We start from the raw sequence: 14,899 nt of genomic DNA on the forward strand, positions 1-14,899 counted from the left end.
GGCCGGGCCTTTGCCTCCATCGAGAAGATGGACTCTGCGTTCATGGCCTGGGTTCCCTTGCGGCGGGCCCGGACCCACCGCACCCACGGCGAGGTCATCGGCCTGCGGGCCGTGCGGGACCACATGGCCTTGCGGCCACTGCCCCAGACGCCCTATGTGGTCGCCCAGAGGCATCTGCGGCCGGTCGGCAAGGACTGCCTCGTCGCCTTCGCCGGAAACCTCTATTCGGTGCCGGCCCACAAGGTTCGCTCCCGCCAGCTGATCGAGGTCCGGGCCACGAAGTCCCAGGTCATGCTGCACTCCACCATCGCCGATGCCGACGGCTCGACGTTGCTGGCCGCTCACCCGCGAGCGGTCGGCAAAGGCGTTCGGGTCGTCGACCAAGAGCACTGGGACGGTCTGCCCGACGGCAGGAACCGGCGTGTCACCACCGGCGACCTCGTGCCCTCGCCTCGTCATGAGGCGCCTCTGGGCGAGGAAGCCGGGCCGCTGCAGGCCCTGCTGACCCGGGCCGCAGCCGCCAGCATCAAGGTCGGCCGCCGTCCGCTGTCGGTCTATGACGAGCTGACCGGCACCCGCCCGTTCACCACCGCCCCCATGAAGAAGGAATCGTCTTGAGCGAGCTGGTCTCCACCCGCATCCGCACCACGGCCGGCAAGCTCGGCCTGCCCCACCTGGCCGAGGCCCTGAACCAGTACGCTCAGCGGGCTGACGAGGCCAAGATGGGCTATCTCGACTTCCTCGACCTGGTGCTGTCCGAGGAACTGGCCGTCCGCGACGACCGCCGCTTCCGTCAGGTCCTGCGACTGTCGAATCTCCCGCATCACAAGACACTTGAGGACTACGACTTTTCCTTCCAGCCCGACCTCGACCCTCGCAAGGTGAAGGACCTGGCCACCTTGTCGTTCGTCGAGACCAAGGCGAACGCCGCCCTGCTCGGCCCGCCTGGAGTCGGCAAGACCCACATCGCCGTTGCCCTCGCCGTCGCTGCCTGCCGGGCCGGCTACTCGATCTACTTCACCAGCCTCGACGACATGGTCCGCAACCTCACAGCCGCCGAAGCCGCGGGCCGTCTGACCAGCAAGCTCGGCACCTACCTTCGCCCGAGTGTCCTGGTGGTGGACGAGGTCGGCTACCAGCCCCTGGAACGAGCGGAAGCGAACCTCGTCTTTCAGGTGATCTCCAAGCGCTACGAAAAGGGCTCGATCATCCTGACCTCGCACAAGACCTTCAGTGAATGGGGCCAGGGTTTCGGCGACGAAGTGCTGGCCACCGCGATCCTCGACCGGCTTCTCCACCACTGCGACGTGATCTCGATCAACGGCCCCAGCTACCGGCTCAAGAACCGGCTCGCCGCCATCGAGCGGGACATCCAGGTGGCCTGACCAGCGAGAACAACGGAGCCGTCACCGGATAACCGAAATCTCCGGCAGCGGCTGCTGCCAATCACCCAGTTCCGCGACGAGAACCTGGCGGGCCAGCCGCCGGGCCAGAGCCCATCCCTCATCGGTGGACAGTGCACCCCGTGTCCACCGATCAGTGTTCTCGCCACCGCTCATCCCGCTGAGGATCACATCGATCTCCTGCAGGTCAGCCATGACTCCGCGGGCAAGTTGTCCCTCGGCCACCAGGGTTTCGGCCATACGGAAGGAGTGATCGAAGTCCAGGGCGATCTCATCCGTCATCACCGCATGCCTGACCAGCCAGGTCACCTGGGTCTGGGCATCAGCCGCCAACACGGTCAACGCTTCCATCAGCACGCGCCGACGGAACGAAGGATCAGGACGCTCCACCCCACGATCGTCGCACGCTACTTCTGACAAGCCCACAGGCGAACATCCGGCTGAGCACGTTTATCCGTACTTACTTGAGCACTTTCGCGAGTACGCCGACACAAGCCCAACCGCCTGCCGGCGACCTACCACCGCACCCACGGCGTCACCTACTTCCACGGCTGCTGCTCCGTCGGCGACGACACCCTGTGGGGCGTCAACCACCGCCGCAAAGGCACGGCCAACAGCCTGGCCGCTCTGAAGTCGATTCGCGCCGCCCGCCCTGACGGCGCCCCGCTCTACATCATCTTGGAAACCTCTCCGCCCACACCGGCGAGGACATCCGCCGCTGGGCCAAGAAGAACAAGGTCGAGCTGTGCTTCACCCCGACCTACGCCCTGGGCCAACCCGATAGAGACCCACTTCGGCCCACTGCGGCAGTTCACCCTCGCCAACTCCCACCACCGCAGTCACCCTGCACAGACCCACGCGCTGCACCGCTACCTGCGCTGGCGCAACGCCAACGCCCGCCACCCCGACGTACTCGCCGCCCAACGCCGCGAACGCGCCCGCGTCCGCAGTGAGAGAGGCATCCGATGGGGAGGCCGCCCCATCACTCAGGCAGCCTGAACCGCACCTCATTCCTCGGGCAGCAACCGCCCTTGACAGCGACGAACCGCATCATCAACCTCCGAGGTCAACAGCGTCGGCAGCAGCCGACGCAGAGCCTCCGCCTGCTGCCGCAACCGCTTCGCCGCTGTCTTGCCGTTGACAGCTGACGTGGGCACATCATGAAGCGTCCCGCACTCGAAGGCCACCCAGAGGCAGTCAAGTGACGCTGAGCGCGTGGCGCCGCCGTCCCTCGACACACGAATCCTTGTGGTCACCTCCGGTTCACGCGGTCCCAGGTAAGAGATCGCGATCTGGAGCCCCGAACGGTGCTGGTAAACCAAGCCGGACTCAAGCACCTCGGGCCCCACGAAACCCCCATCCGAGATCAAGAACGCGAACAGATCGCTACCCTCACGCCGCACTGTCTCCCGTGGATCAACACGCCGTCCCATCCTGCGAGCGTCCACCCCGGCCCCTGACAACGCCAGACCCAAGACCCCTCCGAACCAATGCGGTCACGGCACTAGCGACCGTAGGCGTCTGGCCAGACTTCAGCTGAGGGCGCGGGCTTCCTCCGCCTGGGCGGCTACGTCGGGGCGACCCTCCTCGATGGCAATCCGGACGATCGGGCCTCCGCAGGTCTCGGCACTTTTTTTGCGACATCAACGCCCCTACGCCGAAAGCGCCTTGCCGGTCAGCAGTTGAAAGGTGGAGGGACGGGTCGCCTGTAGGCCATTCGAGGGGCATCGACATGCGGTGTCGCACATGCGCGGTGAGTATGGACAACGGCGCCTGATCCGCATCCGCCCCGCCCCCGCATGCTCGGCCTCGGCCGATCCGCCGGTCGGGGGCAGATAGCAGGAGAGGCCACCCATCGCCTCTCGACGGCGCTCCCCACCCAGCCGCACTCTCCGCGCTGGATTCCGCCCCACATCGAGGAGAACCATGCGTGTCCTCATCCAGATGAAGCCCGAACGCGACGTCGTCGAGGCCGTCGCCAACCCGCAGCTCACCGCGACCACTCAGGATGTCGCCGGGTCGATGCCCGGCGTCGAGATGGACCAGTCGTTCACACCGGTGGCGCTGCCCCGGCCGTTGCCGTCCACGGGTGGCGGGGACCCGCTGTCCCTGACCCAGTCGCTCCGGTTCTCCATGCGGCCGGAAGACGCCACCGTCATGGTCCGTGGGGAGATCCACGACTACGACGCCGCCAGCCGGCTCTCCATGCTGGCCCTCAGCCGCCCGGAGATCGTCGGCATCTCCGCCGACCCAGTCATCCAGACGTCGCCCACGTGCCCCGGGGACGGACCGGTCGGGACCTCGCAGGACGTGAAGAACTTCTTCGCCGAGCTCGGCGCGGACGACCTGGACGGCAACGGCGTCGCGGTGGCGATCACCGACACCGGCATCAACACCCAGCACCTGATCAACGAACTGGGCCACCCCGTGACGGTCGACGCGGCACGGAGCTGGAACCCGCCCGGAGTGCCCGGCAGGCCGGGCCAGTTCCCGGTCGACCACGGCACCATGTGCGCCTTCGACGCCCTGCTCGCCGCACCGAAGGCGACGCTGATCGACGTGCCGGTCCTGCTTTCGCAGGCGCAGGGCCCGACGGTCATGAGCGGGCTGCTCTCGGACGCCGTGGCGGCCTACGCCCACCTGTGGAGCGTGCTGGAGACGATGCCCGACGACAAGCGGGCCCTGGTCGTCAGCAACAGCTGGGGTTCCTTCTCGCCTCGGTGGGACTTCGCGCCCAGCCACCCTGGGAACTACTCGGACAACCCCGGCCACCCCTTCAACCTGATGGTGACCGCGCTCGAGAGTGCGGGCGCCGACGTCCTGTTCGCGGCGGGCAACTGCGGCCTGGACTGCCCTGACAACCGCTGCGAGTTCCCCGACCGGCCCATCGTCGGCGCCAACTCGCACCCGCGTGCGCTGTCCATTGGCGGTGTCGACACCCGGGGCCACCGGGTCGGCTACTCCTCGCAGGGTCCCGGCCGGCTCGATGCCAACAAGCCCGACATCTGCGCGTACACCCACTTCGAGGGCTCGCACGCCTTCGGGGCCGACGCACCGGACTCCGGGACCTCGGCTGCCTGCCCGGTGGCCGCGGGCGTGGTCGCCGCCATCCGCACGCAGTGGTCGACCAACGTCCTCAAGCCGGCCGAGCTTCGCACCCTGCTCCAGCGGACGGCCGACGACCGCGGCGCCGCGGGCTTCGACTTCGACTACGGGTTCGGCATCATCAACGTACCGTCGATCATGGATGCACTGCGCCGCCGCAGCAAGAACGGGCACGGCACCCGCAGGTAGCCCTTCACATCGGAGGAGAGACCGATGGCTCCCGACAAGCCAACCAGCCTCGTCACGGTAACGCTCCCGTCGGGAGCCACGCTCGAGGACGCCCTGCGGAAGCTCGGCATCGGCCGCGAGGCGGTCGACACCGACTACGGACTCGTCGACCTGCACAACGGCACCTACGCCCTGCTCGTCACCGAGGCCGTCGCCGAGCGCGTCCACGGTATGCCCGGTGCCCAGGGGCCATACGCGAACCCGAAGATCGAACCCTTCGGCCCGCCCCAGGCCCGCCCCGACGAAGACTGAACCCCAACGGCGCCGGGGGCCGATCCGCCGCAACGGCGGGTCGGAGATCAGGGCTCGCGAACATGACGCCAACGCCGACGGTCGTTGCCGAGCCTACGACCCGGGCGAAGCCCGATCCGCGCGTCCTGGCCTGGTCCCGGTCAACCGCCCGCCCCAACCGCTTCCTGAGCGTGATCACCGTGGCCGAGATCGAGGCCCGGCTCGGCGGCGCCGCCTGCGTGTACTACTGGACGGTTCGCTTCGTCCTGGCCCGGGACCGCGCCGTCCCCTACCGCTACGGCCACTTCCTGGGCGACGCCGAGCGTCGCATCCTGATGCGCCGCAGCGGCAGCGGCTTCCGCTTCCCGCACCGGCTGATCCAGGAACACATCCGCGTCCACGCCCCGGCCCTGAGGGAACGGCTGTGAGGGTCGCTCAGCTCAGCTCCGCACCGCAGCCGCGTCGTACGGCTTCAGCTCGTCGAAGCGGCCCGCCAGCACCTTCGCCGCCCACCGCGGGTCCTGGAGTAGTGCCTGGCCGACGGCGACGAGACCGAACTCGTCGCGCTCCAGCCGGTCGAGGAGGTTGCCGATGTTGCCGACCCTCGCCACCCTGGGCGAGCAGTACCAGAACCAGCCCGGACCGGCTGCTGCTGATCGCCTGCCTGCGCCAAGGCCTGCGCCTGGCCCGAGACCACCGCCTCTACTTGGGCTGGCTCACCACCGCCGCCTGGACGTACATCAGCGACTTCATCTGGGAACCCCTGGCCCCGCCCGACACCGACACCGGCACCGAGACGGGCCTGGGCACGGCCGCCGACGCTCTGGTCGAACTCCTCAGCACGCTCGCCCGCCGCCAGCACGAACACCGCTGGTTGGCTCCTCGAGTTCAGCATGGATCTCTCTTCTGAACAGAGGCCGGCACTGCGAGAGTTGACGGGGTCACGGGATGTTCCGGCCGATGTGGCGCTGCCTGCACGGATCGTGTTGTGGTCTGGCGAGGGGCGGCGTCGCAAAGACATCGTCGCCCGCCATGCTCGCCGGGCTCCCGGGGCACGCGACTGGCCGGCGGCACGACGGCACATCGCGCCGCGGGCTGTCGCTGCCAGGAGCCGGCCGCCGGGGCCCGCTCCGGCCGTCCCGGACACGGGTGTTGGCGCTTTCCAGCCGCGTTCTGTTGCTGTGGCTGATTTGGGTGCATGGTGTGAGGGCGGGTACCGAGCCACCTCCGGGTGAGGTGTCCCCTCTGCCGGTTCCTGCCGTCGCCGACGGCAGGAACCGCCGCGCCTCCCGGCTCTCCACGCGAGGTCTGCGGCTGCCCGCGCTCCGGCGGGCCTCACCACGCCCACAGCGCCCATGATTGATCCATGGGAATTGTGACGGCGTTACGCCGGTACCCGGTGAAGTCCATGCTCGGCGAGGCTCTGACAAGCGTGGCGGTCACCGAACGCGGGCTGTGCGAAGACCGGGTGTCCGCCGTCTGACGGCGCTCCGGGTGGCCAGGGTCGACCGGCAGCGCACCGCCCCAGCCGTCGACGGCCCCTGGATGCCGTCGAGGTGGTCGACCAGCTCCCGGAAGTGCTCCTTCTGCTCAGGAACGGCACCTTCCGAATCATGCGCATCAAGTGGCCTCTGACCTGACACCCCAGTCCTCGGCGGCCGTCAGCGGTACGGAGGCGGGCGGCTGCACCGACGTCGTCAGCTCGATGCGCCGTCCCTCGGCCGACGAACGCAGCAGCGCGGTCATCGTCTCCAGTACGTGCAGGGCGAGTTCGCCGCTCGCGCGCGGTGTCCGCTGCCCGTCGGCGGCGATGAAGTCGAGCAGCCCCACTCCCCGTGCGCCGTCGACGTAGCCCGCGGACGGAGGGAGCGTGCGCCACTGCGTGTCGCCGAGTCCGAAGAGCCGAACGTCGCCGTCGAAGCGGTTCGGATCGGGGACGGCGAGGGTTCCCACCTCGCCGTGGACCTCGATCGGGGAGGCCGTGGTGGCCACCCCGTCGAAGCTCGTCGTGATCGTCGTCAGCGTTCCGGCCACGTGCTCCAGCACACCGGAGACATGACTGTCCACCTTCACCGGTATCCGCTCTCCCGTGCGCGGGCCGGAACCGATGACCCGCTCGGCGCGCAGCCGGCTGGACGCCCCCGTGACGGCCCGCACCGGGCCCAGCAGATGGACAAGGGAGGCGAGGTAGTACGGCCCCATGTCCAGCAGGGGGCCGCCGCCCTCGGTGTAGTAGAAGTCGGGGTGCGGGTGCCAGAGTTCGTGGCCCGGGGTGACCATCACGGCCGAGGCGAACAGCGGGAGTCCGATGCTCCCGGCGGCCAGGGCCGCCCGCGCCGTCTGCACTCCGGTGCCCAGCACGGTGTCCGGCGCGCACCCCACTCCGACTCCCGCCCGCGCGGCGGCCGCCATGACGGTGTGGGCGTCGGCGAGCGTGGCGGCGAGCGGCTTCTCCCCGTAGACGTTCTTGCCGTGACCGATGGCCCCGAGGGCGATTTCGGCGTGCGCCCCGGGGGTGGTGAGGTTCAGCACCGTGTCCACGTTCGGGCTGCTCAGCAGCTCCTCGACGGTCAGCGCCCGGACGCCGGGCAGTCCGGCGGCGACCGCTGCCGACCGGGAGGGGTCAAGGTCGGCGACCGCGGTCACGCGCACGGCGGGATGACCGGTCAGCGTGTCAAGGTACGCGCGGGAGATGACGCCGAGCCCTACGACGCCGACGCGGTGCGCGTCGCCCACAGCATGCCCCTCTCGATGATGGTGCGGACGTCGGGGTTCTCCAGCACGTCGAGGCTGTGCCCCGGCGTCGTCACCACGATCCGCCCGGCCCCCCATCGACGGGTCCAGACCGCCGGTGAGGTCACCGGCCGGTGCCAGGGCTCCCACGGCCGGGTGGGATGCGTGGTGGTGGCCAGGACATCGATGAGATCGTCGTGGAGCACCCAGTACTGCTCGGTGTGCAGCTCGAAGTCCTCGATGCCCGCGGTGACGGGGTGCTCGCGGCCGGCTTCGGTGACGGCGATGGTATGCGGCAGGAAGTTGTCCTCCGGCCCGCCCCGGCGCTCGCACGGTTTTCTGCCCGGGTGCGTGGCGAACTGCCCACCCACCAGGTGGAGATAGTCGGAGGAGGCGCGGAACGAGTCGGCGATGCCGCCGTGCCAGCCGGTGAACCCGGTGCCGGCCACGACCGCGGAGGTCAGCCCCGCGAGCTGCTCGCCCGTGATCTCCGACATCGTGACGCACTGCACGATCAGGTCGGTGCCAGCCATCTCGGCGGTGTCGGCGTAGACGTCGGTCGACTCCTCAACCCGGACGGCGTATCCGTTGCTCCGCAGGAAGGGCAGGAACAGTTCTGTCGCCTCGACCGGCTGGTGCCCTTCCCAACCGCCGCGGACCACCAGGGCTTTCTTCAGCGTCATCGTGATCTCACCATGCGCCGGGCGCCCGCGCTCACGCAAGAGGGCCGGGCCTCAGGAAAATTTCGCTGACGAGGCTCGGGCGCCGACCGTCCAACAGGGACGACCTGACCGCCTTCGCCGCCTTCCCGGAGCGACATTGGAAGAAGATGCAGTCCACCAACCCGCTGGAGCGAATCAACCGCGAGGTCAAGCGCAGCACCGACGTCGTCCAGGTCTTCCCCGACGAATACGCGCTCCTGCGGCTGGTCACCACCGTGCTCTTCGAACTGCACGACGAATGGATCGCCTTCCCCCGCCGCTACCTGCCCGAGGGAAGCATGGACCAGCTCTACCCCTCCGAGCGCCCCGAAAGCGCCCCCGCGCTACCCAACACCACCAACACGACCGCCGAATGATCGGCTACACCACAAGAAGGGACACGACCACGGGTGTGGCCCCGGCGGCCCCAGGTGCGGCCTTCGCTCCCGCGGAGAGAACTCCTCGACCGTCCCGAGCTGCGCAGCAGGTGCGGATCACCTCCGCTCGCGCGGAGAGCACATGTCGGCGGCGGCCGGGCCCGCGCTGGCGAACGGATCGATTCACATTATGTGAATCGCCCACCGGCGGGACAGGATGATCCCCATGCCACGTCCCACCCGAAGAACCCCCAACCCAACGAAACCGCTGGTCAGAACACCGAATCGGATCGGTCACCTCGATGCTGCGGCACTGGTCGGCCGACTGCGCCAACTGCACGAAGATGCCGAGGACAAAGACGTTGAGCGGATGCCGGACGATGACGAACTGTTTCGGGCTTTGCTCTATCTCGAGTCGCATACAGGTGCCCTCAAGGACACCACGGCCCGGAAGGCCGCGGCGATCGAACGCGTGCGGCTATGGGAGTACCTCCGGGAACAGGTTGACCTACATCAGTCGCGGGCCATCGCTGACGCTCGGGCGGCCGACGTCCAATGGAGGGAGCTGGCGCCCGCTCTCGCGGTCAACACCTCCAGCGCGGCATACAACAAGGCATCGCGACTGAAAGCCGCTTCTCTCACCGACGCCTCTCTCGGCGAGCTACCGGTGCGACGAACTCCGGAAGCTGTCGCCGAAGCTGAGCGGAAGCTTGCTGCCCGTGCTGCTGCCGAACGTCAGACGCAGCATGAAGCCACCCGTCGACATAGCCTGCTCGCCCCCGTAGCCCAACGCCTCCTCGACCACCGTGCAGGCCTGAGCGACGACGATGAGGTCACCTACTGGCTGGACGAAATCGCAGAGGTACTCCCCCACTGCGAGACCCCCACGCAGAAAGTTGCCCTCAGCATCTACCTGGGGGCTGCCGTCCGAGAGCTGAAGCGTGTGGAGAAGCGCACAGAAAAGCCCGCCACGACCAACGCTGGTGCCCGCCTCGCGTACGCAGCAGCAGTGGATTTGTTCCCCTGACAGCCGTGACCTCGGCTTTCGGCCCGAAGTAACTGGCCTGACGCAGGGGCGGCCTACCGGGGACGCACCGTCAACCATGGTGCCACCGTGCGGCTGCCGGGCATAGGCCCTCGTCGTGTTGGCCAGCCGCCTGGCCCACCGGCCTACCCCGACCTGATCCCACATAGCTGCTGACATCACCGCCATTGTCGTTCACTTCGGCCGGCTGGGTGACCGGCCAACTACGCCGTCGACGCGGATTCCCTCGCGTACAGGTACCTCATCAGGCAGGTGACGATCTGTTCAAACGCTCGTCCTCCGCTCAGGCCCCGACATCTCTCCGGAGCCCCTCGCGGTGTCATCTCCAAAGTCGAAGCACAAGCCGGGCTGGACGGCTCCCTGCCTCAGCCTCCTCCGCGGTAGGCAACTGGCCTGAGGCTTGAGGCCCGGCGGCCGCCTGCGCATCCTCGACGCGAACGGCCTCGTCCACGAGTCCATGACCGTCGGAAGGCTGAGCCTCGGCGCCGAGTTCCTCCACGCCACCCAGCTCCTGGACGTGGCCACAGAAGCCGGCACCGACACCCGCCACTGGATGGAGCACCGCGAGACGGAACGCCTACGCCCGTGAGGCCCATGAGCTTTCCCTGGGGTTCGCCCGAACACCGAGCGCGCAGGCTCCGGGCGTCACGGTTCGAGTACTACCAGCCGACGCGGCTGCCTTGCCGACTATCTCAGTGAACCGCCACCCACCTGGCAGGACGACCTGTTCACACGGAGCCTCGACTCCCCCGTCGGCCGGGCCTGTAGTGGCTGGGGTTGCAGATCGCGAGATACGACGAGTCCCGGGAAGGCTGCCTCGCCTCATCGAAGCCCAGCACCAGCACCACTGCCACGCGGGTGCCTTCGTCGGCATTGAGTACCAGCGAGATCTGATCACCACGGCCCTGACCAACCGCACCGGTATCGACCATTTCCAGCGTGTCACACCGAACGCGAAGCCAGCGCCGTCCAGACCTCGGCCGCCGACACCAGCACCCCCGTCACCGCCTGACGCCCGGGGCGGCCGTCGGCTTCCCGTCCGGCCGCCCCGGCGCCCCAATCCGGCCCGTTGAAACGAACCTCCACATGCCCAAGCTCGTCATCAAGCTGACCTCGCTCGGCTACCTCCGCTCGCCCCACGTCACCGAAGGCCGCCCCGTCCCGCCGCAAGCCGACCGCATAGAGGACGTCCGCGACCGGCTCCGCGAACCGGCCGCGAAGTCCTCGATGTCGACGGCCTCGACCCCCGCGTCCAGGATGTCGTCCGCACCCCCGGCGCCGTCGAACTCATCGCCAATCTCGCCGACTACGCCGACCTCCCCGCTGGCCCCCGCCACATCGCCATCGGGTGCGCCGGCGGCAAGCACCGCGCATGCGGCCTCACCGAACTCCTTGCTCACGCACTGCGCGACTGCGGCCGCAGGGTCGACGCCGAGCACCTTCATCGCCACCTGTCACACGTTCTCACCACCCCCACCACCAACCCCGAGCAGGAGTGGAGCCCACCCGATGAAGCGCCGCCTCTTCCGCCGCTGCGGCAACGCCCCCGGCGCCCTCTCCCCCGAGCACCAGGCCGCCTTCGACGCCTTCCGAGCACTGCTCGACGCCCGCAAGAATCTGCAGCCCTGGACGCCGGGCTGCGACCGGGACGTCGCCGTCCGGGTCGGCACGTTCATCGGCCGCGCCCAGCCCCGCCCCGGCGACGACCACGGCCCCGACCTGATCGCCATCTCCCTCATCCATCCCGACACCCCGCACGCCGGGGCCTGTCTCCACGGCCACAAGCTCGGCTACACCCGCAAGGGCTGGCTCCGCTGCGAGACGGCAGCGATCCTCGGCCTCTGGCCTGGCCTACGCGATCCTCACCCACGCCGCAGTGAACCTGCCGCTCCCCGACGACGTCGGGATGGCCCCCGCCCACTACGGCGTCCACGTCGAAGCCCGCCGCAGCGACAACACCGGCTACACGCTGCTCTGCCTCGGCCCTTACACCCAGATCCAGCTTGCCTCCCGCGACGCCGACCGCCTCAACACCGAACTGGAGGACGGCCGGGCGGCCACGGTTCTCCCCGGATTCGCCGTGACCGCGAAGGTCTCGCCCTTCCACGTCAGCGACCACGCCTCCTACCGCGATCCGTACGAGTGCGACGTAACCGCGCTCTTGGCCGACAGCATCGAGGCCCCGCGTAGTACGTGTCCAGGGCCAGCGCGTGCCGCCCGGTTGCTGTTCCGATGGCAGCCATGCGACATTCCGCCCCGTGGGGGAGCCGCTGGCATCCCCAGCCTCGATGACACGGCGGCGCTCGCGACCAGGGCGCCCTGACTCATCAACACGGCTGCGAACCACACCAGACCCGTGTTCCCCCGTGAAACGGGCGGAGGACACGGGCCTGCCTGCGTTCATGCCTTTTCGGGCGACCGTGTCCTGGCTGTGGCATCACATGGTGCACTCGCTCGGATGTGGCCCCGCCCCAGGCCTCCAGCACTTACACGGCAGCCAGCACCACCATGTGGCACCGACAGCCGCTGGCCTATTACGGCGTAATAGCTCTGACGCCCTACCAGATGATGGAAACTAACGTGTCGGTGCAGCAAAGGATCATCGACGTTAGTAAGGTGACCTGCATGAGTTCGCCAGCCACCTCCAGCGACCGCGAGAAGGTCGTCTCCAAACTGCCGGGATGGCTCCGGCAGAACCTCAAGATCAGAGCTGCCCAACACGGCATCGAGATTCAGGCCGCCGTCGAACAGGGCATCCGCGACTGGTGCAGCCTCGCCTCCGCGACGGCAACCGTCGACACCGCGGGCGCCGACTCCTTCTCCACCTTCCTCCCACCCGGCCAGTGGGAGGAGTTCCGCCAAGTCGTCACAGACCGCGGTATCTCCCTCATCCAAGGCCTGGCCCAGTCCGTCCAGCTGTGGCTCGACGCCAACCCCGCACCCGACGTCGCACGCCCCGAGGTCACCCGCCGCATCATCGTGTGCAACCAGAAGGGTGGCGTCGGCAAGACAGCGATCACCGCCGGCCTCGGCGAGGCGCTCGCCGAAGACCCCAACGCCCTGCACGCCGTACGCGTCGCCAAGGCACTCGCCAAGGCCCTGCGCGCCAGCGACGCCCACCCCGATGACGCACCCACGAACGACCCACTCGACATCGAGAACCTGCCAGGCCTCGGCCTGCGCGTCCTACTCGTCGACTTCGACCCTCAGTGCCACCTCACCAACCAACTCGGCGCCACACCGCTGCCGATGAACGGCGACAGCCTCACCAACCACATGGCCGGAGACCCCAAGGGCGACCTCCGGGACCTCATCGTCTCCATCGGCGACACCCCCTTCGGCGGCCGCCTCCACCTACTGCCCGCCTGCAACGACGCCTTCCTCCTCGACGTGCGCCTGTCCGCTGTCCGGGCCCGCGAAGCCGCCCTGGAACGCGCACTCGCCCCGCTCGAAGCCGACTACGACGTCATCCTCGTGGACTGCCCACCCAGCCTCGGCCTCAGCATGGACGCCGCCGCCTACTACGGCCGCCGCCGCGACGGCGAAAGGCCAGGACAGTCCGGCGCCCTGATCGTCGTGCAAGCAGAGGACAGCTCCGCCGACGCCTACGAACTGCTCACCACCCAGATCGACGACCTGCGCGGCGACCTGCAGGTCGACATCGACTACCTCGGCATCGTCGTCAACCTCTACGACTCCCGCCGCGGGTTCATCGCCACCTCCTCACTGCAGGGGTGGGTCGACATAAAGGATCCACGGGTCGTCGGCCTCATCGGCGACCTCAAGGAACAGAAGGAAGCAGTCCGGATGAAGCAACCCCTGCTGTCATACGCCCCCAAGTCACAGCAGGCGATCGGCATGCGCGCACTGGCCAGGGAGATCGCATGAGCAAGGCCGACCAGCTCGGCGCCGGCCGATTCGGCGGGGGAGTACGACCCATCAGCGCCCGCCGGCAGGCAGTCGCCGCCGCCACCGGAGTTCCCACCGACGGAGCCGCCGCCCCCACCGAACTCCCCCCGCACCGCATCAGCCTCAACCCCGACAACCCCCGCTCCACTCTCGGCGATCTCACCGACCTCGCAGGCAGCCTGAAGACACACGGCCAAAAGCAGGCGATCACGGTCATGAACCGCGACACCTACATCAAGGCCAACCCCGAACGCGAAGCCGACCTCGAACCCGACACCACCCACGTCGTCATCGACGGCAGCAGCCGCCTCGCGGCTGCCCGCGAAGCACAACTCACGGCCATCAAGATCATGGTCAGCGACGACCAGGGCACCACCTCCGAGGAAATCCTCGAATCCGCCCTCGTCGCCAACATCCACCGCCAAGACCTCGAAGAACTCGACGAAGCCCGAGCCCTTCAGCGCCTCCTCGCCATCCACGGCAGCCAGACCGCCCTCGCCAAGCGGCTCCACCGCTCCCAGGGCTGGGTCTCACAACGCCTGGCCCTCCTCAACCTCACCCCTGAACTCCAGACACGCATCGGCACAGAGCCCATCGACCTGCTGCGCGCCGTAGGCAACAAGCCGGCCACGGAGCAGGAAGCCGCACTCGCAGAGCTGAAGCAGCAACGGGCCCGCAAGGAGGAGGCCAAGCGAGACCGCTCCAAGAAGCGAGAGCCAGCCGCGAAGCCTGACGCGCACGACACCAAGACGACCGAGGGCTATTACGGCGTAATAGACGAGCCCGTCGCGAACGGCTCGTCCGCCGGAGTCCAGACCGAACCTTCTGCCGAGGAGTCAGGCAGTAGGGGAGCTCGCCGTGAGGAGCCCGCGACTGGGCAGGACGCGCAGAGCAACCAGGAGCAGGCGAGCCGGCAGTCCCTCCCGGAACCGCGTCCTCACAATGAGGCGCCCTCCGGAACTGATCAGACGGCTGGGAGACAGCTGAAGCGATTCCCGTATGACGACGGCCAGTCGGCAGCCCTGTACCTGATCCACAAGATGCCGCCGAACGAGTTCGACATGATGCTCGACCTTCTCATCAAGCACAGGGACAGCAAGACCCCCACCGCCGGTTGAGTAGCTGGTGGCAGGCCCTTCCCGGGCCTGCCACCTCGTTAGTGAGTAG

The 14,899-nt window shown here is 68.4% G+C and carries 16 protein-coding genes and 4 pseudogenes; 15 read left to right on the forward strand and 5 right to left on the reverse strand.

Annotation, left to right across the window (positions count from 1 at the left end; all coding sequences use genetic code 11):
- The first annotated feature begins 42 nt into the window (after positions 1-42).
- Positions 43-618, forward strand: coding sequence for a Mu transposase domain-containing protein (locus K1J60_RS44570; RefSeq protein WP_317619762.1), 576 nt, complete (start codon positions 43-45; stop codon positions 616-618).
- The gene (gene istB, locus K1J60_RS44575; protein ID WP_220652014.1) at positions 615-1,385 is read left to right on the forward strand and encodes an IS21-like element helper ATPase IstB; all 771 of its coding nucleotides are present in this window, start codon (positions 615-617) and stop codon (positions 1,383-1,385) included. The genes K1J60_RS44570 and istB overlap by 4 nt, the downstream gene beginning before the upstream one ends.
- 21 nt (positions 1,386-1,406) lie before the next feature.
- Here istB and K1J60_RS44580 read toward each other — a convergent pair whose 3' ends face one another.
- Positions 1,407-1,793: a hypothetical protein gene (locus K1J60_RS44580; protein ID WP_259408394.1), complete on the reverse strand. Its 387-nt coding sequence runs from the start codon at positions 1,791-1,793 to the stop codon at positions 1,407-1,409.
- Between the two features lie 96 nt (positions 1,794-1,889).
- Between K1J60_RS44580 and K1J60_RS46645 the strand changes: the two are divergent.
- The 4 genes and pseudogenes from K1J60_RS46645 to K1J60_RS44595 form a co-directional block, all read left to right on the forward strand.
- Positions 1,890-2,402: pseudogene (locus K1J60_RS46645) on the forward strand (transposase); the annotation flags it as partial.
- Between the two features lie 927 nt (positions 2,403-3,329).
- Positions 3,330-4,697: a S8 family peptidase gene (locus K1J60_RS44585; RefSeq protein WP_220652015.1), complete on the forward strand. Its 1,368-nt coding sequence runs from the start codon at positions 3,330-3,332 to the stop codon at positions 4,695-4,697.
- A gap of 24 nt (positions 4,698-4,721) precedes the next feature.
- On the forward strand, positions 4,722-4,988 hold the full coding sequence (locus K1J60_RS44590) for a hypothetical protein (protein WP_220652016.1): 267 nt from the start codon (positions 4,722-4,724) through the stop codon (positions 4,986-4,988).
- 62 nt (positions 4,989-5,050) lie between these two features.
- The gene (locus K1J60_RS44595) at positions 5,051-5,395 is read left to right on the forward strand and encodes a PIN domain-containing protein (RefSeq protein WP_220652017.1); all 345 of its coding nucleotides are present in this window, start codon (positions 5,051-5,053) and stop codon (positions 5,393-5,395) included.
- Between the two features lie 12 nt (positions 5,396-5,407).
- On the opposite strand, the pseudogene K1J60_RS44600 reads toward K1J60_RS44595, so the two are convergent.
- Positions 5,408-5,560 (reverse strand): annotated as a pseudogene (locus K1J60_RS44600) (12-oxophytodienoate reductase); the annotation flags it as partial.
- A gap of 113 nt (positions 5,561-5,673) precedes the next feature.
- Here K1J60_RS44600 and K1J60_RS46650 point away from each other — a divergent pair.
- On the forward strand, positions 5,674-5,877 hold the full coding sequence (locus tag K1J60_RS46650) for a hypothetical protein (protein ID WP_259408395.1): 204 nt from the start codon (positions 5,674-5,676) through the stop codon (positions 5,875-5,877).
- A gap of 456 nt (positions 5,878-6,333) precedes the next feature.
- Positions 6,334-6,450 (forward strand): MOSC N-terminal beta barrel domain-containing protein, encoded by a 117-nt coding sequence (locus K1J60_RS44610; RefSeq protein WP_220652018.1) that lies wholly within the window; start codon positions 6,334-6,336, stop codon positions 6,448-6,450.
- A gap of 137 nt (positions 6,451-6,587) precedes the next feature.
- Here the strand turns inward: K1J60_RS44610 and K1J60_RS44615 are convergent, their stop codons facing one another.
- Positions 6,588-7,703, reverse strand: coding sequence for a Gfo/Idh/MocA family protein (locus K1J60_RS44615; protein ID WP_220652019.1), 1,116 nt, complete (start codon positions 7,701-7,703; stop codon positions 6,588-6,590).
- The gene (locus K1J60_RS44620) at positions 7,673-8,383 is read right to left on the reverse strand and encodes a ThuA domain-containing protein (protein WP_220652020.1); all 711 of its coding nucleotides are present in this window, start codon (positions 8,381-8,383) and stop codon (positions 7,673-7,675) included. The genes K1J60_RS44615 and K1J60_RS44620 overlap by 31 nt, the downstream gene beginning before the upstream one ends.
- Positions 8,384-8,478: 95 nt before the next feature.
- On the opposite strand from K1J60_RS44620, the pseudogene K1J60_RS44625 reads away from it, so the two are divergent.
- The 4 genes and pseudogenes from K1J60_RS44625 to K1J60_RS47370 form a co-directional block, all read left to right on the forward strand.
- A pseudogene (locus tag K1J60_RS44625) lies at positions 8,479-8,778 on the forward strand (transposase); the annotation flags it as partial.
- Between the two features lie 370 nt (positions 8,779-9,148).
- Positions 9,149-9,805, forward strand: a complete 657-nt coding sequence (locus K1J60_RS44630) for a hypothetical protein (RefSeq protein ID WP_220652021.1) — start codon at positions 9,149-9,151, stop codon at positions 9,803-9,805.
- Positions 9,806-10,223: 418 nt separating this feature from the next.
- A complete protein-coding gene (locus K1J60_RS44635) occupies positions 10,224-10,412 on the forward strand; it encodes a hypothetical protein (protein WP_220652022.1) in 189 nt (62 codons plus the stop codon).
- Positions 10,413-11,082: 670 nt separating this feature from the next.
- A pseudogene (locus K1J60_RS47370) lies at positions 11,083-11,208 on the forward strand (RapZ C-terminal domain-containing protein); the annotation flags it as partial.
- Positions 11,209-11,287: 79 nt separating this feature from the next.
- On the opposite strand, the gene K1J60_RS46655 reads toward K1J60_RS47370, so the two are convergent.
- The gene (locus K1J60_RS46655; RefSeq protein WP_259408396.1) at positions 11,288-11,566 is read right to left on the reverse strand and encodes a hypothetical protein; all 279 of its coding nucleotides are present in this window, start codon (positions 11,564-11,566) and stop codon (positions 11,288-11,290) included.
- Positions 11,567-11,699: 133 nt separating this feature from the next.
- Here K1J60_RS46655 and K1J60_RS46660 point away from each other — a divergent pair, with 133 nt between their 5' ends.
- The 3 genes from K1J60_RS46660 (at position 11,700) to K1J60_RS44655 (ending at position 14,850) form a co-directional block, all read left to right on the forward strand.
- Positions 11,700-12,146 carry a hypothetical protein gene (locus tag K1J60_RS46660; protein WP_259408397.1) on the forward strand — a complete coding sequence of 149 codons (447 nt, stop codon included), beginning with the start codon at positions 11,700-11,702 and terminating at the stop codon, positions 12,144-12,146.
- A 302-nt stretch (positions 12,147-12,448) separates the two neighbouring features.
- Positions 12,449-13,711, forward strand: coding sequence for a ParA family protein (locus K1J60_RS44650; protein WP_220652024.1), 1,263 nt, complete (start codon positions 12,449-12,451; stop codon positions 13,709-13,711).
- Positions 13,708-14,850, forward strand: coding sequence for a ParB/RepB/Spo0J family partition protein (locus K1J60_RS44655; RefSeq protein WP_220652025.1), 1,143 nt, complete (start codon positions 13,708-13,710; stop codon positions 14,848-14,850). The genes K1J60_RS44650 and K1J60_RS44655 overlap by 4 nt, the downstream gene beginning before the upstream one ends.
- The last annotated feature ends 49 nt before the right edge of the window (positions 14,851-14,899 follow it).

It is taken from the genome of Streptomyces akebiae (assembly GCF_019599145.1).
GTDB lineage: Bacteria > Actinomycetota > Actinomycetes > Streptomycetales > Streptomycetaceae > Streptomyces > Streptomyces akebiae.